We start from the raw sequence: 20169 nt of genomic DNA, 5'->3' as shown, positions 1-20169 counted from the left end.
ATTATTTGTATAACCACACTCTCATTAGCGACAATAACTGCTCGGTATTGACCGGCTTGGCGATATAATCGGAGGCCCCGGCGTCGATACACTTGTCGCGGTCGTCCTTCATCGCCTTGGCGGTAACGGCAATAATCGGCAGCTTGTCATATTTGGACTGCTTGCGAATCTCGCGCATCGTCTCGTAGCCGTCCATCTCCGGCATCATAATATCCATCAGGACCAGATCGATGCCGGGCTGCTTATCCAACTGCTCCAAGGCCTCGCGACCGTTCTCCGCGAAGGTGATGTTCATATGATAGCTTTCCAGCACGCTCGAAAGCGCGAATACATTGCGAATATCGTCGTCGACGATCAAAATATCCTTGCCCTCGAAGATCGTCTCGATGTTGTGGAGCTTGCGCAGCATACTGCGCTTCTCCTCCGGCAGATCGGCCTCTACCCGGTGCAGGAACAGCGTCGTCTCGTCCAACAGGCGCTCCGGGGACTTGACATCCTTGATAATGATCGTGCCTGCATACTTCTTGAGCTTGAGCTCTTCCTTGTACTCCAGCTCGCGGCCGGTGTAGATGATAATCGGCAAGTCGTGCATGCTCTCGTCGCCGCGAATCGCGTCTAGCAGCTCGAAGCCGGAGATATCCGGCAGACCGAGATCCAGCACCATGCAGTCGAAATGATGCTGCTGCAGTTCGGCCAGTGCCTCCGCGCCTGTCGAGACCCCTGTGATGAGCACGTCGTCGTGCCCGATCAGCTCGACGATGCTGTTGCGCTGCGCCGTGTCGTCCTCGACGACAAGCAGCCGCTTCAGATCGCGTTCCAAAAACGATTCGATCTGCGTGAAAACCTGCTCCAGACTGCGCTTGTCGGTCGGCTTTTTGAGGTAAGCGATCGCCCCCATCGCCAGGCCGTGCTGGATGTCGTCCACGACGGAAATGACATGGACCGGGATATGCCGCGTGTCGGAATGGTGCTTGAGCTGATTGAGCACGGTCCAGCCGTCGATGACCGGCAGCTGGATATCGAGCAGGATCGCGTCCGGCTTGTACGTGCGGGCATAAGCCAGCCCTTTGTCGCCCTGCAGAGCGACGATGCCCTTGAAGCCGCGCGAGTGTGCGATGTCCAGCAGCACCTTGGCGAAGTTCACATCGTCCTCCACGATCAGGACGACCTTGTCGGAGGGCTCGATCCGTTCCGAATCGTCCTCGATCTCCGTCTGCAGCACGCTCATCCGCTCGCTCGCCGCAGCCGCAGCCGGCTCGCGCGCCGGCGCTGCCTGCCGTTCCACCGCCTGCGGCGCACCTCCGTCCTCGCGCTCCTCTTCGCGCTGCGCCAGCACATCGTCGTGCAGCTCGCGCGAATTGTTCTCGCCTGCGACATGGAATTCCGGCAGGTACAACGTGAAGGTACTGCCCTTGCCTTCCTCGCTGTGCAGCCTGATCGTCCCGCCGAGCAGCCCGGCCAGTTCGCGGCTGATCGCCAGCCCGAGTCCGGTGCCGCCGTATACCCGGCTCGTCGTGCCGTCCACCTGCTGGAAGGCCTCGAAAATCAACTGCTGCTTATCCTCCGGAATCCCGATGCCGGTATCCTTGACCTCAAAGGCGATCATCGTCTCGTTGTCGCCATCCAGTCCATGCTCTTCTTGCTCGGCTGTCCGAATCGTGAACTGGACGGAGCCGCTGGACGTGAATTTGAAAGCATTGGACAACAGGTTTTTGATGATCTGCTTGACGCGATGGCTGTCGGTATACATTTCTTCCGGCACGCCGGCTTCGACCTTCGTTTCGAAGGCGACGTTTTTTTGCAGACTGACCGGCGAGAAGTTGCGGCGGAAGTACAGATCCAGCTCCTCGATCGGCACATGCTCGACGACGACGTCCATCTTGCCGGCGCTGATTTTGGAGATATCGAGAATCTCGTCAATCAGCTTGAGCAGATCGCTGCCCGAGGAATGAATCGTCGTTGCGTATTCGACCTGCTTGCTCGTCAGATTCCCGTCCTTGTTGTCCGACAGCATCTGCGAGAGAATCAGCAGGCTGTTGAGCGGCGTCCGCAGTTCGTGCGACATATTGGTCAAAAATTCGGACTTGTATTTGGAGGACATCGCCAGTTGCACGGTCTGCTTCTCCAGCGTTGCCTTCGTCTTTTCGATTTGTTCGTTCTTTTGCTCCGTCTGCTTCATCTGCAGCTCCAGCATATGCGTTTTCTGCAGCAGCTCTTCGTTGGTCTGCTCCAGCTCCTCCTGCTGACTCTGCAGCAGTTCCTCGGACTTTTTGAGCTGCTTCGTCTGCTCCTCCAGCTTCTCGTTGGAGCGCCGCAGCTCCTCCTGCTGGGTAGTGAGCTCCTCGGACTGGGTCTGCAACTCCTCGCCCATCGCCTGCGATTCGCGCAGCAGCTCCTCGACCTTGAGCCGGCCGAACAGATTGTTGACGATCACGCCCAGCGATTCGGCGGTCTCCGCGAGCAGACGCTGCTCCAGCTCCGTGAACGGGCGCAGCGAGGCCAGCTCGATGACGCCGAGCACCTGCTGCTGATCATGCACCGGGATCAGCACCAGATGACGGGGCGGCGTACTGCCCAGTCCAGTGCGCACCTTGACGTAATCCTCCGGCAATTGGTCGGTCTGAATGATCTTGCCGTCTTGGGCGCACTCGCCGACCAGGCCTTGCCCGAAGACGTAGAGCTTCTCGAAGATGCTTTCATCTTCAAAAGCAAAGGCGCCCTGCGCTTTGAGAAACTGCTGCTCCCCGAAGCCCTCGCGCACATAGAGCACGCCGTAGTGCGCGCCGACAAGCGGGGTAATGGCGCGAATAAATTCGCGGCTGACGCTGGCCAGCTCCGTATCGCTCTGGATCGTCAGCGACACCTGGGCCAGATTCGACTTGACCCACGACTCGTCCGCCACCTGACGATTGTACGCCTCCTCGCGCTGAACCCGTGCCTCGAGGTCTTCGGCCAGGCTGTTGAACACCTTGGCGACATCGCCGAATTCGTCTTTACGAATATTTCGAATGCGCGTCGTGGAGTCGACCGTACCGGACGCGAAGCCGCGAATCATCGTCGAGAGACTCTGCAAGCCGACATTCAGATTCCACATGTTCCACAGCAGCGCGCCGATGGCCGCCAGCAAGCCGATCCCGGTCACCACATTCATCAAGGTGAAGGTCGAACGGTTGCTGCGAATCGATTCCTCGAAGGCGTCGTCCATCGCATGCCGGTGATATTCCGCCAGATCGTTGGCCCGCTGCACGAGCGCGTCCTGCACGCCCAGTCCTCTGGAGGCGCGCAGATCGATGGCCGCCTCCGCATCGCCTGCGCTCACTAGCGTGATTACCTGCTCGGCGTACTCCACGTACGCCTCGCCGGCGCTGGTCACGTCGCTGAGCAGCTGGCGCTCCAGCGCCAGCTCGGCCTGCTCTTCCATCGTTTCGAACGACGCTACCGCTCGCTGCGCGGCATCCTCGATGATCGGCAGATTCGCCTCCACCGTCTCGGGCGTCGGATCGGTGAGAAGATTGGAGATCCCCTTGGCAATCTCGTTGACCTCGCCTCTCACTTCAAAGGCCAACAGCATTTTTTGATACCGGTTGTCATTGAGTGTGTGCAATTCACGACTTTGGATATTAATATTGTTAATGCCGGCACCGGCCAAAGCGATCAACACCACGATCATGACAATGGATGCGACCAGCAGCTTCGTCTTGATTCTCATCGTCCGCTCCCCCACGTATGTCTTCGTTTGCCTGTGTTGTTTATTCGTTGTTTTTCATCATACCGCATCTTTTCTTGGTTCGCTACAGTTCGACGCAAACGCCAATTTTCACCTTTGGCGCATGCGACGTTCTATTGTTGCACGACAGCACACAAAGGCAAGACAAGCTTCCGGAGAAGACTTGCCTTACCTTGGATTATATATGCAATTGGATCCTGACACTATGGACGCCTGTGTGATCACGCCAAGGAAGCCACGATAAGGAGCTGCCCTCTTCCTTGTCGACTAAACCGTTCCGCTTCGTCCGCAGCCATGCCAAGCTCGAGCAACCGCTCATGCAACTCTTGATTACCGTCATAGCGATCCAGCCTTGCCATGCAGTTAAAAAAACCTTCGGCTGCGACTCCAAGCCTGCTGCTCCGACCCAGGTCGACCGTAGAACGAAACCGATCGCCCTTGTGCGCCAACACCCAAATGTCGTCATGCGTGTATCCTCTCTGACTCAAGTCGCGCACGGCATCGATTGCCGCGGCGCCGGAATCGAGCACTTGCACTGAATTATGCATTGCGATTCCCCCTTGTCATTACCCCACGCTTGCGCCAACGAAACAGCCGCATCAATTTTTTTTGCTGCTCAATGCTAATCGTTTGACCAAAATGCCTGTACGGACGCAAGCTGCTTCGTACCCTCCGCATAAAACAGCTTGAGACTGGCCGGATCGCCGCGATACAGCAAGCCGTCCTCTGCGAGTTGATCGGGCGGCCCCAGCCGATCAAGCAGCGACTCCATATCCATGTCAATCACTTCCGTGCCGATCATTACCCCGGTTGCGGAGACGGGAACGAGCAGATAAGCGATGGCATCGTCTGTGAATCCGACACGCATATGCCCATAGTCCAGCTCACGCCGATCCGGCAGGACCGGGTCGGCCTCTTCGCTTAGCGGCGCGCCCAGCATGTCTCGCACACGCTGTTCGTCGTCGCTGAGCCGGATGCCGTTGATGCTGTCAAATGCTTGGTTTTCCTGCAATTCGCCGCGGACATCGGGGCGCACCGGGGCAGAGAAGGCACCGTACACATCATTGTGAAGGCGAAGCAAAGTATGCTCTGCTGCAACCGCCCATGAAGGATCGCGGTCTGTCTCCGTCCAGGCGTACGTTAAACTGGCGGGAGCCTGCAGAGGCGGAACCATCGCACAGGTTGCGGCGAAACATCCCAGCGCGACGGCCAGCAGTATCTTCTTCATATCGCAGTCCCCTCGCTGCCTGAATGTGTTTTTGCCCGAATCGCGGGCTGTTTTTCCGATGTTCATTTTTTACCCGACCTCTTACCCGCTTAAACACACGGGAGAAACGGCTACCCCATCGTTTCAGAGTCGCGATACGGCGGGTAAGTATCGATGCACGTTATACTGGTGACGAGGGGTTGAAGGGCATGCAAATCGAGAGCTTTTACCACGCGCCGCGCAGCAATTGGTCGTATACGTACGATAAGCATACGATTCATCTGCGGCTGCGGACGAAGCGGGATGATGTGGAGGAGGTCGTCGTCGAAGCGGGCGACAAGTACGACTGGGAGGGCCACTCCGACGATCATCCGATGGTCAGAATTGCGGCCGATTCGCTGTTCGATTATTGGGAAGTCGGCATTCGTCCGCAGCACAAGCGTCTCTCGTATTGCTTCCGTATTCGCGCAGGCAGCGAAACGTTATGGATGACCGAGAGCGGCGTCCATTCAGAGCGCGCGACCCCGCCCGGCGGTTATTACGAATACCCCTATATTCACGCAATCGATATTTTTTCCGCGCCGGAATGGGCCAAATCGGCGGTTTTTTACCAAATCATGCCGGATCGCTTCGCAAACGGCGACCCGGATAACGACCCCGAGCATGTCCGCCCATGGGGCGTAGAAGTGACGCACGAGTCCCATTTCGGCGGCGATCTGCAAGGTGTGCTGGACCATTTGGATCATTTGAGCGAGCTTGGCGTCAATGCCATCTATTTCACGCCGCTGTTCACCTCGCCCAGCAATCACAAATACGATACAGTCGATTACCGCGAAGTCGACCCGCAATTCGGCGACAAGGCGTTGCTCCGCAAGGTGGTGGACGCATGCCACAAGAGGAACATCAAGGTCGTGCTGGACGCCGTGCTCAATCACTGCAGCGAGGATTTCGAGCCCTTTCGCGACGTGCTCGAAAAGGGCGAGGACTCGGCATACAAGGACTGGTTCCACATTCACAAATTCCCTCCGGCTGTCGAGGACGGCAAGGCCAATTACGAAACGTTCGGCTTTTTCGGGCACATGCCCAAGCTGAATACCGCCAATCCCGAAACGAAGCGATATTTGCTGGAGTTGACAGAATACTGGATGAACGAGCTCGGCATCGACGGCTGGCGACTCGATGTCGCCGACGAGGTCGATCACCATTTTTGGCGGGAGTACCGTCAGGTCGTCAAAAAAATGAATCCCGAGGCTTATATTATTGGAGAGGTATGGAGCGACTCGATGACGTGGCTTCAGGGAGATCAATTCGACTCGGTCATGAATTATCCGTTTGCCAACACGGCGCTCGATTTTTTTTCCGGCGCCGGCATGGACGGCGCGCATTTTGCGAATCGGCTGAGCGCGCTGCTGATGCGCTATCCGCAGCAGACCAACGAGGTGATCTTCAATTTGTTATCCGGACACGACATCCCGCGTGTGCTGACGCGGCTGGGCGAAGACAAGCGCAGAGTCAAGCTGGCCGTGGTATTCCTGATGACCTACATTGGCACGCCTTGCATCTTCTATGGGGATGAGATCGGCCTCAAGGGCGGCGATGATCCGGACTGCAGACCGTGCATGGTCTGGGAGGAGGAGCGTCAGGATCGGGAGCTGTTCGACTTTTATCGGCTCTTGATCGGCCTGCGCAGCGAGCACCCGGTGCTCCGCCGCGGCCACTTCCGCTTCCTCAAGTCCGATATCAGCGATCTGCGCATCGTCTACGAGCGGCTTGACGAGGAAATGCATATGACCGTCTGGATGAACAACACAGAGGAACCCGCGACGCTCGCTCACCCGATGGAGACGGACGATTGGCAGGATGCGCTGAGCGGCGAAGCCGTCCCGTTGACGGACGGCGAGCTGCGCGTGGAGCTCGCGCCGCTCGACTACCGCATCCTTTATCGTACGATTAGCTGAGGCTAAACGGACTTCCTATAATTTCAACTTAAGACCTGCCCGTATAGTTCCTTGTACCGCGAAGCGGATTCGCGCCAGCTGTAATCGCCGCGCTGCGCGCTGGCGACAATCCGCTTCCAGTGCTCGGGCTGGCGATACAACGAGGCGGCCCGGCGAATGGTGTACAGCATATCGTGCGCATTATAGTTGGCAAAGGTAAAGCCATTGCCTTCGCCGGTGTCTTCTTCGTAGGCGAGCACCGTGTCTTTGAGCCCGCCGGTCTCCCGCACGATCGGCACGCTGCCGTAGCGCATCGCAATCATCTGGCTGAGGCCGCACGGCTCGAATTGCGACGGCATCAGGAAGAGATCCGAGCCGGCGTAGATCCGTCTGGCCAGACACTCGTCGAAGCCGATGTAGACAGCCAGCTTGTCCGCATAATGTTGCGCCGTCGCCCCGAACAGCCCTTCGTAATGCGGCTCGCCGCTGCCCAGTACGACCAGTTGAACATCGTCTTGAGCCATGAGCTCGTGCAGCACATGCGCGATCAGATCAAGGCCTTTTTGCGCGGTCATGCGCGTGACCATGCCGATCAGCGGCGTTTTGTTGGAGCGTCGCAAGCCGAGCTCGCGCTGCAGCGCGCCTTTATTGGCCAGCTTTTTGGTCAGACCGGTGCGGTAATTGTGCGCCAGGCAGGTGTCGGCAGCGGGATTGTAGCTCTCCTCGTCGATGCCGTTGACGATGCCGGTGAGCGCGTATCCGCGCGCGCGCAGCGCACCGTCAAGGCCTTCGCCGAAGTAAGGGGTACGAATTTCATCGGCGTAGGTGCGGCTGACGGTCGTGACGCAGTCTGCGTATACGATGCCGCCCTTCATGAAGCTTACGCCGCCGTTGAATTCGAGCCGATCGGGATGGAAATATCCCGCGTCCAGCCCGAGCAATTCATCCAGGATGCTGTAAGGAAATACGCCTTGGTAACGCAGATTGTGAATGGTATAGATCGTACGGATTCGCGCATAGAACGGATCATGGCGGTAATGACGCGTCAAGAGCGGCGCGATCATGCCGGCATGCCAGTCATGCGCGTGAATGAGATCAGGCTGAAAGTCCGCTAGCGGCAAAAGCTGCAGCACGGCGCGGTTAAAAAACGCAAAACGTTCGCCATCATCGTAATGCCCGTACAAACTGCCGTCACGCGCTCCGAAGTAGTATTCGCTGTCGAGAAAATACCAGGTGACGCCCTCGTGCTCCAATTCAAACAGTCCGCAATAGGCGCTTCGCCAGCCGACCGGCACTTCGGTATGCCCCACAAAGCGCATCGCCGATACGTAACGTTCGGGGATCGTTTTGTATTTGGGCAGCATGATGCGGGCGTCGACGCCTTGGGCAATCAAGGCCTTGGGCAAGGCTCCGATGACATCTGCCAGCCCGCCCGTCTTGACAAACGGACTTCCCTCCGCAGCGGCAAACAAAACCTTCATCTCACTCTCCCACTTTCTCTATCCAATTTGTTTGTGTAGACAACGCCTTGCGCATGAACTCGGCTGCATGGATCTACTAATTCGACAGCTTCGCAAGCTCTCCCTGCCTCCAGCTCCTGCAGCGGGGCAAAAAAGGCAGTTTTCTTCTTATTACCACTCCAGAGCGCACGCGACGCAGCAGTGTAACACATATTGTGAAAGTTCACAAAACGTTTTAATTCCCGTTATTTCCCATACCCGCCCCTTCACTCATCGGTTTCAACCTTGGCGGACAGCGTGTAAATACTCCATACGAAGCTTACGAAGCAACCACACAGGAGGGATTGTTGATGCGTTCGACAACATGCGTGGCTATGATTCTTGCGGGCGGGGAGGGGCGACGGCTTAATCCGCTGACCAGCAGGCTGGCCAAGCCCGCCGTACCGTTCGGCGGCAATTACCGAATCATCGACTTTTCGCTCAGCAACTGCCGCAATTCCGGACTTGACCGGATCGGCGTGCTGACGCAATATATGGCCGATTCGCTGCACCGCCATATCGGCGATGGAGCGCCATGGCTGAAGGACGGACAAGGCGAACTCGACTTGCTTGAAGGTTGCAGCGATGCAGGGACGGATGGCTACTGCGGCACCGCGGATGCCATTTATCGGAATCTCGATTATCTGGAGCGCCACAACCCCGAGCATGTGCTGATTCTGTCCGGCGACCACATCTACCAGATGGATTACAGGGCGATGCTGGACAAGCATTTGGAGACCGATGCAGACGTGAGCGTAGCCGTCCATCGCGTGCCTTGGGAGGAAGCTTCCCGCTTCGGTGTTCTGACGGCGGATGAATCGATGCGGGTTACCGGCTTCGCGGAAAAGCCCGCCCGGCCGCAGAGCAACTTGGCCTCGATGGGCGTGTACGTGTTCAGGTGGCGCTTTTTGCGCGAGCAATTGCTCGCGGACGCAGCCAATACCACTTCCAGCCACGACTTCGGCAAGGATATTCTGCCTGGACTGATTGGCACGTCCTCCCAGATCCTCGCTTATCCGTTCGAGGGGTACTGGCGCGATGTTGGCACCGTCGACAGCCTGTGGGACGCCCACATGGACCTGTTGCGGGGCAGGCTGGAGCTGGAGCGCGCGGATTGGCCGTTGTATACCAGAGACGCCTTTCCCGCACAGAGCGCATATTGCCATCCGCATAGCGAGGTGCACGAGTCGCTCGTGCAGCAGGGCTGTGCCATAGAAGGCAATCTGTATCGGTCGATACTTTCCTGCGGTGTGCGCGTCGGTCAGCGCTCGCGGGTCGAGGAGAGCATCGTCATGCCCAACGTGCGGATCGGCCGGGATGCCGTCATTACCAACGCGATCGTCGGTGAAGGCGCCATTATTGAAGACGGAGCCGTCGTCGGGAGCGACATCGGCGAGATTACGGTCGTCGCGCCGGACGAGTTCGTCTTTGCCCGCGGCTCTTCCGTGCTTGAGGTCCCCGGGCGCCTGCTGCGCGGCATGTACAAGGCCGGCGTCACGACCCGCACAGGAGCGTAAAAAAAAACCGCCATTTTGCGCAATCGTTGCGAGTTATCGCAAAGGTTGCGCATTTTGCGTTTATTGCGCTGCGCCATGCCGATCAGGTACAATGATTCATCATGGCGGCCGGACGAAGCTGCCACCCGTACAAGGCGGTGATTGGACATGGCACGATGGCTGGGCGCGCTGACGGAGCAGCTCACGCTGCGCAAGCGCATCATTTTCATATTCGCGGCGGGCATTCTCATCCCCTTCATCATCACGACGCTCGTCTCCAACCGTACGATCTCCGTGATCCTTAGCAATAACTTGAACTCCGGCGTGCAGAGCAACCTGCATCAGGTCCAGCTCTCGCTGGAAAATACGATCAGCAACCTCAACCATGTGTCCCAGCAGCTCGCGTATCCCGGCAGCGTAGGCAAGAGACTGGAGCAATATCTTGCGGCGGAGCAGCCCTACGAGCGCGCTGCTCTGATCGAGGACATTCAGAGCGAGCTCAATTTGATTACATTTACGAACCCCACCACCGGCCTGGTCATGTACTATTTTGGCGAAGACGGCAAGGTGTTGTTCCCCAATGCCGGTCTGCGCGAGCCTTTCGACCCGGACCGTCTGCCTTTGCTAGCCGGCTATTACGGCATATCGTATTATGGCCCGCATATCAGCCGAGACCGTTACAACGACCAATATGTGCTCTCCGCGCTTCGCGAGGTGAACCTTCCGGGACGCGAGGACATCTACGTCTACATCGAATCCGGCTTCAAGCTGACGCAGAACATCCTCGACAGCGACAACATCGTGAAGACATCCTCCCACCTGATCCTGGACAACGATCTGCGCATCGCCTACAGCGAGCTGCCGGAAGCATTCGCCGAGAACAGCTACTTCCAGGCTGACGGCGGTGCAGCGGTTCCTTCGGATCCGAGCGTCACATCCGGTCTGACCGGCAATTATTATTGGTTCAAGGGGACGAGCAATCAAGGCTGGAGCATTGTATCGCTCATCCCACGCGACGACTACGAGGCCGAAAAGCGGCGCTGGATGCAGCTCATGACAACGCTGCTGTTGCTCTTCCTGGCAATCGGACTGCTCATCGCCGTCCTGCTCTGGAAAATGGTGTACAAGCCGCTCAACCAATTCAACCGGGACATGAAAAATGTCATTCACAGCCGCTTCGACGCGCCATCGCCGCCGAACCGGATACCGGAGTTTCATTATCTGCAGCAGCAATTCCACAACATGAAGCAGCAGATCGCCACGCTGATCCGCGAGGTCGAGCAGAAGGAAAAACGGCGCGCCGATCTCGAGGTCGAGAAGCTGCTGTATCAGATCAACCCGCACTTCCTGATGAATACGCTCGATACCGCCCACTGGCTGGCGGTGATGAACGGGCAGAAGGAAATCGACAAGCTCGTGCTCTCGCTGAACCGGCTGCTCTATTATAACCTCGGCAAGCTCGGTCAGGTGTCGACGATCCGCGAAGAGATCGATTCGCTGCGGCAGTACCTGATTCTCCAGCAGATCCGCTACGACTTCGAGTTCGATGTCCGCATCAGCGTCGACGATGCGGTGCTGGACGTCGCGGTGCCGCGCTTCATCCTGCAGCCACTGGTCGAGAATGCGCTCTACCACGGGCTCAATGACGAAGGCTACATCCACGTCGACGTGAAGCAAAAGGCGCGCATGATCGAGCTGTCCATCCAGGACAACGGCGGCGGTCTGAACGAAGAGGAAATCGAACGTCTGCTGCATGAGCAAAAAACGGCGCAGGAAAAAGTCGGCATGGGGATCGGCATGAATTACGTCAAGCGGATGATCGAATCGCATTACGAGGGGCGCGCCGAGCTGCGCATCGACAGCATGCCCGGCCACGGCACGAATGTCCGGCTGCTCTTGCCGTACGAGGAAGGGGATGATGCATGATGAACGTACTGGTGGTAGACGACGACAAGCTGGTGCGGCAGGGACTCATATCCGCAATGCCGTGGGCGGACTTCGATCTGCGGGTCGTCGGCGAGGCGCGCAATGGAGAAAAAGCACTGGAATTCCTGGAGTCGCAGCCGGTTGACCTGCTCCTGACGGATCTGGCGATGCCGGTCATGTCCGGACTCGAGCTGATGCGCGAGGTGCGCAGCCGGTACCCCCACATCTATATCGTGGTTCTGACCTTGCATCAGGACTTCCATTATATTCAGGAAGCGCTGCGCCTCGGCGCGATCGATTATATCGCCAAGGTCCAACTGGAGGAGGAGCAGTTCGATCAGGTGCTGGAGCGAATCTGCACCCGCATTCGCAGCGAGCGGGACAAGGGAGCCGCGCGCGGAAACGCGGACGCCGCGAAGGACGCAGCTCTTGAACCCGACACCGCGACTGGCAGCCTCGCGCATGACACCGCCTATGCGGTGATCGGCGAAGCGCCGGAGCCCATACTGCAGCGCGTGCTGGCCTCGGACACCGTCCCCGGTCTGCGCCGTCCCGATCGCATCTATGCATCTGTGGCCGCGCTCTGGCTGCCCCGTCAAGACGAACAGGAGGATGCGCTGGAGAAGACGCTGACCGACCTGATCAGGCAGGACGCCGCGCTCTCCCTGACCCGCCTGAGCGGAGCCGCCGGGCTGCGGACGGAGGAGCTGGGCGACCGGCTCCAAGCCTATGCGAGAGAGGAATGGTACTATACACGGCTGCCGGACCGGCAAGTCTATGATCTGGCGCTGGACGAGCTGGCGAACGCAGACGCCCGGCAGCCGGACCGAGACGCTCGGGAGCAAGCGCTAAGCGCGGTGCGCGAGCGCGGCACCGGCCTCGAATGGGTGCATGACGACACCGCATTCGAGCAGCTGCAGGCCGATCTGCTCGCCATGCGGCTGTCCGTGCCGCGCCTCCAGAGCGAGCTCATCGGCTGGAGTCACGCGTGGAATCGGATCTACGAATCCGTCAGCGGGGACCGGCTGGCGCCGCCGGAACCGATGTCCGCCTGGTACGAGGTGCGGCAATGGCTGACCGAGATGCGCGAGCAACTGCGCGCGGTCCTCGGCGCGCAGCCGTATTCCCCCGAGGTGCGCGCCTGCATTACCCGTGCTGCCGTGCTCGTGCAGGAGCGCCTGGCCGAGCCGCTCCAGGCGGCACAGCTCGCGCGCGAGGTCAATATGAGCCGCAGCTATTTCAGCCAATGCTTCCGCGATCTCATCGGCACGACGTTCAACGATTATGTCCGCCAGCAGCGAATCGAGCGGGCCGCCGCGCTGCTTGTCGAGACGCGCAAGACGGTACAGTGGGTCGCCGAGCATGTCGGGTATGCCGACGACAAGTATTTCAGCCGCATATTCCGCGAGCAGAAGGGCATGCTACCGAGTGAATTCAGACAGCAGCATGCGCCCAAGGGGACAGATGTCCGCTAGCCGGGGGGTGATCTGTCCGATGCATTCCGGCTGCCAGTCATTTCCGTACATTTATCCTACCGCTTACAGTGCCGCTTTCTATCCGAGAAAGCGGTTTCTTCATGGTACAGTAAGGATAGTTCAATAACAAAGACGAAAGAAGGGGAACGCATGAAACGAAATGTCACTGGAGCGATGGCCTTCACGATGGCCGCAGTGCTGGTCCTCGGCGCCTGCAGCAACACGAACACACCCGAGAACAACAACACTGCCGGAACCAATACCGGCGGGACAAACCATAATAATAACGCTTCTAGCGAGCCGGCGGATCCGTTCGGCGCCTACGAGGAGCCGGTCACGATCAGCATCGGCATGCAGGTCGATCCGACGGACAAAAGCCTGCCCTCCGGCGATACGCCGCTGGACAACCAATACACGCGTCAAATCAAGGAAGCGCTCAACATCGACGTCGAGCACGCCTTCACGGCCTCGGCGGCCAACATGCGGCAGAAGATTAGCCTGGCGATTGCCAGCAACGACCTGCCCGACGCCGTCGTCGTCAATGCGATGGAAATGCGCCAGATGGTCGAGGCCGATCAGCTCGCGGATCTGACCCAGATCTACGAAGACTATGCTTCTCCGGAGATTAAGGGCATTCTCGACAGTACGGGCGGCACTGCGCTCGACACCGTAACGTTCGATGGCAAAATTATGGCCATCCCGGGGGTACAGGCCGATGCGGACGGTGTTCACCTGCTGTGGATCCGTCAAGACTGGCTGGACGAAGTCGGTCTGGAGGCGCCGAAAAACATGGGAGAGCTGGAAGAAGTCGCACGCGCCTTCGTCGAGCAGGATCCCGACGGCAACGGCCAGGACGATACGATCGGCCTCTCCGGACCGCAAAGCGGCGACGGCAAAATGTACGCCAACTTCCTGGAATCCAAAAACAACTTGTACGGCTTCGATGCGATTTTCTCGGCTTATGACGCTTATCCGGGCTTCTGGATCGAAGGCGAAGACGGTCAGCCGGTGTACGGTTCGATTCTGCCGGAGACGAAGGGAGCGCTTGCAGGGCTGCGCAACCTGTATGCCCAGGGATTGATTGATCCGGAAATGGCGGTACGCGAAGCATCCGACGAGCTGGTCATCAACGGCAAATCGGGCATGTTCATAGCGCCATGGTGGATGGGTTACGGACCGCTTACCAACGCTGTCAAAAACAATCCTGAAGCCAACTGGCAAGCCTACGCTCTGCCCTTGAACGAAGAGGGCGAATTCAGCCCCCACACCGCGACGCCGTCCACCGAATTTGTGGTCGTGCGCAAGGGCTACGAGCATCCGGAAGTCGCCATGAAAATGCTCAACAATCTGTACAAAAACGAAATGGAAAACACCTTTGATCCGAGCAAGGGCGGACCCGGCTATTACCCGCTGCGCGTTGTATTCGCACCGTCCGACGAAATCGAATTCACCAATATTGCCATTAAAGAATTTTTGAGCGGCGAGAAAACGATGGACGATTTCGCAGACGTCAAAGGCTACAAACTGTTGAATTCCGATCTCGAAAATATCAAGTCGATCAAGCAGGAGCCATATGACCAATGGGGGATTTCCACCTGGACGCCGGACGCCAATTGGGGCGCATGGACGCGCTCGTACTCGCTCATGGTCGGCGGCAATCCGATTGTCGAAACCGACATGCAAGAAGTCCCTAGCTTGATCTATGAGCAAACACCGCTCATGGAAAGCCGTTGGGTCAATCTCAAGAAGATGGAAGATGAAATGTTCCTGAAAATTGTCATGGGCGCAGCGCCGGTTGATTCCTTCGATCAATTCGTCGAAGACTGGAAGCGCCAGGGCGGCGAACAAATCACGCAAGAAGTCGCCCAAGCCCTGCAGCCATAACGCACGACATGTGCCTCGCCTTCAACGGCGGGGCGCAAGCTGCCAATGGAGGGGATGCCGTCGCTACGGCGGTTCCCTTTCTTCCAAGCTCCGCTGGGGCGATCCAAGCCCGCCAGCGGATGCGCGGGAGGTGAGAGCGCCGCCGCGTGCTCCCACGTCCCGCGCACCCGCTTACTCTTTTGGCATAGAAGGGAGTTTTTCCGATGCGGATCAAAGGATTTGCCAAACACTACTATTTGATGCTATTGCCCGGTTACCTGTGGCTGTTTGTTTTCAGCATCATTCCGATGTTCGGCATCGTCATCGCATTTCAGTATTTTAACCCCGGCAAGGGCGTATTCGGCTCCGATTGGGCCGGTCTCGAGCATTTCCGCTATATGTTTTTGCTGAAGGATACTCGAGAGGTTTTTGTGAACACCCTTGTGATCGCAGTCATGAAAATTATTGCAAATTTATTGGTTCCTCTGGTGTTTGCGCTTATGCTGAATGAACTTCGAATTACGATCATGAAGCGCTGGATTCAAACGATTGTCTATCTGCCGCATTTTTTGTCCTGGGTTATTCTGGGCGGCATCATTCTCGACCTGTTTTCGTATAACGGTCCGGTGAATCAACTCGGCGCTGCATTAGGCTTCGAGCCGGTGCTGTTTTTCGCCAAGGCCGAGCTGTTTCCGTTCCTGGTCGTAGGCAGCGACGTCTGGAAGGAATTCGGCTTCAATACGATCATCTACCTGGCCGCCCTCACGGGAATTAACCCGGCCCTGTACGAAGCGGCGAGTATGGACGGAGCCGGCCGCTGGCGCAACCTGTGGCATATTACACTGCCGGGCATCCGCACGACCGCCGTGCTGCTGGCGGTACTGAGCCTCGGCAATGTGCTCAATGCCGGCTTCGACCAGATCTTTAACCTGTACAATCCGCTCGTCTACTCGACAGGCGATATTATCGACACGTGGGTGTATCGGACCGGTCTGCTCAATCTGCAATATGAACTGGCGACCGCGGTCGGCCTGCTCAAGTCCGTAGTCGGCTTTATTCTCATCAGCGTTTCGTACTACTTGGCCTACCGGCTGATCAATTACCGGATCTTTTAACGACAGGAGGCGCCACCCATGGTCAGAGACAAAACATTTGGTTCGCGGCTCACCGACATCATCATCCTCGTCCTGCTCATTGGCATTACGCTGAGCTGTATCTTGCCGATCTGGTATACGCTGGCCATGTCGCTTAGCTCCAACTCGGCGGCGGCGGCAGGTCGGGTATGGCTGTGGCCAATCGATATCAATTTCAATTCCTATTTGCAAATTTTGGAGGATCGAAATTTTTTCAACTCCTTCTGGATCTCTGTGCAGCGCGTTGTGCTCGGTGCGGGGCTCAATTTTATCGTGGTCGCGTTGATGGCCTATCCGCTCTCCCGGACCGCTCGGCAGTTCCGGGCACGAAGCGTTTTGATGTGGATTCTCGTCTTCATCATGCTGTTCAACGGCGGACTCATTCCGCTGTACCTGACGATCAAGGAGCTCGACTTGCTCAATAGCATCTGGGCGCTCGTGCTGGTCGGCGGGGCGCAGACGCTCGTGTTCAACATCATCCTGACCGTCAACTTTTTCCGCAATCTGCCCAAGGAACTGGACGAGGCGGCGCTCGTCGACGGCGCAGGACCGTGGTTCACATTGTTCAGACTCTATATTCCACTGGCCGTGCCGGTGCTCGCCACCGTCTCGCTGTTCAGTATCGTCTACCATTGGAACGAATTCCTGTACGGGCTCATCTTCATGACACGGGAGCAATACTATCCGCTGCAGACCTACATCCAGCAACTCGTCGTCTCGGTTGATCCGGCGACGATGACCGAGGATCAGTACCGCAGGCTGTCCGAGCTGTCCAACCGTACGCTCGATTCCGCCAAGATCTTTATCGCCATGCTGCCGGTGCTCGTCGTCTATCCGTTCCTGCAGCGCTACTTCATTCACGGCATTACGCTCGGCTCCGTCAAGGAATAACAGCCGAATCGACGCACGCTTCTCACAGCGCAAACGCCCTTCGCCTACTTTCCCTTAAAGGGAGGCGGAGGGCGTTTTTTCACATTTCGCCATGCTTTCCGGGCTTGTTCAAAATGTGTTCAGAATCATTCAGTATAATGGACCTGATCAAAAATACCTATTATTTGCGAAGAGGAGAGAGAATGATGAAAGAAATGCCTTTAAAGTGGTCCGACTTCCGTAAGCCAAGTAGCGTTCTCGCCATCCTGATGACATGGATGCTGCTATTCAGTGCGGTTGTTCTGCCGCCTAATCAGGTGGAGGCAGAGCCACTGCAACCTCAATTCGATGAAGGTTATCCAAATTTAACCATCACGCAGGATAACACGATTTTTTTAAACGTACGTTCAAATGTCAATGGAGTCGTGCATTATATCAAATCATCCCCTCACTCGGATCCCCCGACAGAAATTTTGGATTTTGCAACAAGTGGTAGTTACGGTAATTTTTTAGTTTTTTCAGGTGTTGAAAAGTCCGAACAATTGAACGGGCTCTCGTATGGCGATGTAGTCTACGTGATTTTAGCCCCTGAACTTATGAGTGAATATTCTTCTTATAGTGAGATTTCGTCCGTAACTTCTCCGTTACCCGCACCCCAATACATTAATGCAAGTGACAAAGGCCTGTATGCAAAAGTGACTTGGGGAGACATTCCGGGTACGGTAAGTTACTCGGTCTATTATTATATGGGTGACGAACCTCCTGCCACGACAAGCATGTGGATTGAAGCTGCCAATTCGATAACCGAATCAGAATATACGGTAAAGGTTGAACAAAGCGGCACATACATGTTTGCCGTCCGCGCGAGCAGCGAGTCTGAGCTTTCGGATTACGGTGTTATCAGCTACGAGACCGAGCTGACGGCTCCGCCTGAGATCGTGACCTCTCTGATCGGCACGCCCGGCGACGAGCAAATTAATGTGCAGTGGGGAGGCTCGGCACTGGCGACCTCTTACGATTTGTACATGTACCAAGGCGACAGCGCGCCGTCAGACCCCGATGATTGGGTGTTTGTCGACGGGAAAATCCCTGACGCTCACCTCCTCGTGACCGATCTGACTAACGGCCTGCCCTATGTCTTCGGCCTGGATGCACGCAACAGAGGCGGAGTATCGGAGCGCAAAGTATCCGAGCCGATCATTCCTCGCATCCCGCAGCCCCCGACTTCGGTAGCTGCGTTCACCGGCACGCCAGGCGACGGTCAGATTGAATTAGAGTGGGAGCAGTCGGAGCTGGCGAATTACTATAATTTATACATGTATCAAGGTTCCAGCGCTCCCTCCGATTCGGAGGAATGGAACTTTATCTTGGCGGAAATCAAAGGAACCTCGCATGTGGTCGAGGAATTGACCAACGGACTGCCGTATGTTTTCGGCCTGGAAGCGGTCAATCAACACGGCACCTCCGATCGTACGGTGTCCGAGGCGCTCACGCCGCAAAGCGGCACGCCTGGACCTGGACCGGATACAGATCCGGACACGGACCCTGACCCTGAGCCCGAGCCGGAAACCCCGTCGCCGAACAAGCCTGACGATCGCGCCCACACCGTCAAGGTCGATGTCGCCAGCGGCAGCGCCGGCGGCGCCGTCGTCTCGTCGCTGAGCATCTCCCGCAGCACCGGCGCCGACGGCAAGATCCGCGACCAGCTCAGCCTCGGCTCTGGAAAAGCGCTGGAAATCATCGCCCAAGTCAAAGAAAAGGGAGCGAATGCGGCTACAATCCTGCTGCCGGATGCGAACGACGCCATCTCCGAATGGGAGCTCCTGATCGGGCGCAGCTCCGCTGCCCTGCTCGTCGACGAAGAAGTCGATCTGGTCATCGAGAACCGCAACGTGACGATCACCATTCCGAGCGCGTCCCTCAAGGGCCGCACGAGCGACATCTACTTCCGTCTCGTACCGCTCAAGTCCGAGGACGAGCGCACAGACACCGCGACGCGCGCCAAGATGAACGCCGCTGTCGTCGAGCAAGCCGGCGGCGAAGCGATCACCGTCGTCGGCCGGCCGATGACGATCGAGACCAATCTGCAGCAGCAGCCGGTCACGCTCGTGCTGCCGCTGGATGACGCAGCGTGGAACGGCGACAGCGATCGCCTGGGCGTCTATATCGAGCATAGCGACGGCACGCAGGAGCTCGTCGCCGGCGAGGTCGTCACCCGCGAGGACGGCACCTACGGCCTGCGCATCGTCGTCGACCGGTTCAGCACCTTCACCGTCGTCGATGTCGCTGCATGGGGCGCCGCACCTACGCCTGCGGACGACTCCGAGGACGATGAGACGCTCGCGACGCGGCCGTACATCAACGGCTATCCCGACGGCACCTTCGGACCGGCGCGTCAGATCAGCCGCGCCGAGGCTGCCGCGATGATCGCCCGCCTTTACGGCGGCGGCGAGGCGTCCGGCCATGCAGCCTTCGGCGATGTCGCTGCCGCGCATTGGGCCGCCGCCGCGATCGCCTGGGCCGATGACAAGCAGCTGATGCTCGGCTATCCCGACGGCAGCTTCCGACCGAATCGCGCCATCACGCGCGCCGAGCTGGCGAGCCTGCTCGTGCGGGCCGCCGGTCACGCCCTGCCCCATGCCGAGGACGGCGAGCCGTTCACGGATATGGACGGCCACTGGGCCGCCGCCAATGTGGCGCAGCTGAGCGCTGCGGGTATCATCGGCGGTTACGTGGACGGCAGCTTCCGTCCCGACGAGGCCGTCACCCGCGCCGAAGCGGTGGCAATGGTCAACCGTCTGCTGGGACTCGCCGGCGATGCCGAGTCCGCCCCGCTCTACGCGGACGTTCCGGCGCGGCACTGGGCTTTTGCCGCCATTCAGGCTGCCTCGATTCGGCCCTAGCCGATCGCGCTTGCCGCGAACTGATCGTCTCGCCGCTTCCTTCGGGAAGCGGCGTTTTTTTGAAACTGATCGGCGCTTGCCGCGCCGCCAAAGGACGCAGCGGCCAATTCGCCCTGCGAGGTCTAAAGCGACA

At 58.0% G+C, this 20169-nt stretch carries 12 protein-coding genes; 8 read left to right on the top strand and 4 right to left on the bottom strand.

Going from position 1 to position 20169, the window contains the following annotated elements; translation table 11 throughout:
• Position 1 precedes the first annotated feature (1 nt).
• The 3 genes from IDH44_RS00810 to IDH44_RS00800 all read right to left on the bottom strand — a co-directional run bounded on the left by IDH44_RS00810 (position 2) and on the right by IDH44_RS00800 (position 4955).
• Entirely contained in the window at positions 2 to 3709 is a 3708-nt protein-coding gene (locus IDH44_RS00810) for a response regulator (protein ID WP_190913775.1), read from the bottom strand.
• Between the two features lie 239 nt (positions 3710 to 3948).
• Positions 3949 to 4275: a general stress protein gene (locus IDH44_RS00805; RefSeq protein ID WP_190913774.1), complete on the bottom strand. Its 327-nt coding sequence runs from the start codon at positions 4273 to 4275 to the stop codon at positions 3949 to 3951.
• A 74-nt stretch (positions 4276 to 4349) separates the two neighbouring features.
• The gene (locus IDH44_RS00800) at positions 4350 to 4955 is read right to left on the bottom strand and encodes a hypothetical protein (protein ID WP_190913772.1); all 606 of its coding nucleotides are present in this window, start codon (positions 4953 to 4955) and stop codon (positions 4350 to 4352) included.
• Positions 4956 to 5143: 188 nt separating this feature from the next.
• On the opposite strand from IDH44_RS00800, the gene IDH44_RS00795 reads away from it, so the two are divergent.
• Entirely contained in the window at positions 5144 to 6892 is a 1749-nt protein-coding gene (locus tag IDH44_RS00795; protein WP_190913771.1) for an alpha-glycosidase, read from the top strand.
• Between the two features lie 23 nt (positions 6893 to 6915).
• On the opposite strand, the gene glgA is transcribed toward IDH44_RS00795, so the two are convergent.
• Positions 6916 to 8352, bottom strand: a complete 1437-nt coding sequence (glgA, locus tag IDH44_RS00790; protein ID WP_190913769.1) for a glycogen synthase GlgA — start codon at positions 8350 to 8352, stop codon at positions 6916 to 6918.
• A gap of 329 nt (positions 8353 to 8681) precedes the next feature.
• On the opposite strand from glgA, the gene IDH44_RS00785 reads away from it, so the two are divergent.
• The 7 genes from IDH44_RS00785 to IDH44_RS00755 all read left to right on the top strand — a co-directional run bounded on the left by IDH44_RS00785 (position 8682) and on the right by IDH44_RS00755 (position 20036).
• The gene (locus IDH44_RS00785) at positions 8682 to 9887 is read left to right on the top strand and encodes a glucose-1-phosphate adenylyltransferase (protein WP_190913768.1); all 1206 of its coding nucleotides are present in this window, start codon (positions 8682 to 8684) and stop codon (positions 9885 to 9887) included.
• A 147-nt stretch (positions 9888 to 10034) separates the two neighbouring features.
• On the top strand, positions 10035 to 11792 hold the full coding sequence (locus IDH44_RS00780) for a sensor histidine kinase (RefSeq protein WP_190913766.1): 1758 nt from the start codon (positions 10035 to 10037) through the stop codon (positions 11790 to 11792).
• A complete protein-coding gene (locus tag IDH44_RS00775) occupies positions 11789 to 13267 on the top strand; it encodes a response regulator (protein WP_190913764.1) in 1479 nt (492 codons plus the stop codon). Before IDH44_RS00780 ends, IDH44_RS00775 begins: the two co-directional genes overlap by 4 nt.
• 150 nt (positions 13268 to 13417) lie before the next feature.
• A complete protein-coding gene (locus IDH44_RS00770) occupies positions 13418 to 15151 on the top strand; it encodes an extracellular solute-binding protein (RefSeq protein ID WP_190913763.1) in 1734 nt (577 codons plus the stop codon).
• Between the two features lie 203 nt (positions 15152 to 15354).
• Positions 15355 to 16245, top strand: a complete 891-nt coding sequence (locus tag IDH44_RS00765) for an ABC transporter permease (protein ID WP_190913761.1) — start codon at positions 15355 to 15357, stop codon at positions 16243 to 16245.
• A gap of 18 nt (positions 16246 to 16263) precedes the next feature.
• Entirely contained in the window at positions 16264 to 17154 is an 891-nt protein-coding gene (locus IDH44_RS00760; RefSeq protein WP_190913760.1) for a carbohydrate ABC transporter permease, read from the top strand.
• An 827-nt stretch (positions 17155 to 17981) separates the two neighbouring features.
• Complete coding sequence (locus IDH44_RS00755; RefSeq protein WP_190913759.1) at positions 17982 to 20036, top strand: S-layer homology domain-containing protein; 2055 nt, start codon at positions 17982 to 17984, stop codon at positions 20034 to 20036.
• Positions 20037 to 20169: the final 133 nt, after the last annotated feature.

The sequence above is a fragment of the Paenibacillus sabuli genome, from assembly GCF_014705605.1.
Classification (GTDB): domain Bacteria; phylum Bacillota; class Bacilli; order Paenibacillales; family Paenibacillaceae; genus Paenibacillus_D; species Paenibacillus_D sabuli.
Note: the sequence above shows the minus strand (reverse complement) of the source record. Positions and strands in the feature narration are given on the sequence as shown.

Coding starts and splice junctions, on each gene's coding strand:
- IDH44_RS00755 (WP_190913759.1), top strand. CDS start 17,982: ATGTTTGCCGTCCGCGCGAGCAGCGAGTCTGAGCTTTCGGATTACGGT.
- glgA (WP_190913769.1), bottom strand. CDS start 8,352: ATGAAGGTTTTGTTTGCCGCTGCGGAGGGAAGTCCGTTTGTCAAGACG.
- IDH44_RS00770 (WP_190913763.1), top strand. CDS start 13,418: ATGAAACGAAATGTCACTGGAGCGATGGCCTTCACGATGGCCGCAGTG.
- IDH44_RS00780 (WP_190913766.1), top strand. CDS start 10,035: ATGGCACGATGGCTGGGCGCGCTGACGGAGCAGCTCACGCTGCGCAAG.
- IDH44_RS00810 (WP_190913775.1), bottom strand. CDS start 3,709: ATGAGAATCAAGACGAAGCTGCTGGTCGCATCCATTGTCATGATCGTG.
- IDH44_RS00795 (WP_190913771.1), top strand. CDS start 5,144: ATGCAAATCGAGAGCTTTTACCACGCGCCGCGCAGCAATTGGTCGTAT.
- IDH44_RS00775 (WP_190913764.1), top strand. CDS start 11,789: ATGATGAACGTACTGGTGGTAGACGACGACAAGCTGGTGCGGCAGGGA.
- IDH44_RS00760 (WP_190913760.1), top strand. CDS start 16,264: ATGGTCAGAGACAAAACATTTGGTTCGCGGCTCACCGACATCATCATC.
- IDH44_RS00805 (WP_190913774.1), bottom strand. CDS start 4,275: ATGCATAATTCAGTGCAAGTGCTCGATTCCGGCGCCGCGGCAATCGAT.
- IDH44_RS00785 (WP_190913768.1), top strand. CDS start 8,682: ATGCGTTCGACAACATGCGTGGCTATGATTCTTGCGGGCGGGGAGGGG.
- IDH44_RS00765 (WP_190913761.1), top strand. CDS start 15,355: ATGCGGATCAAAGGATTTGCCAAACACTACTATTTGATGCTATTGCCC.
- IDH44_RS00800 (WP_190913772.1), bottom strand. CDS start 4,955: ATGAAGAAGATACTGCTGGCCGTCGCGCTGGGATGTTTCGCCGCAACC.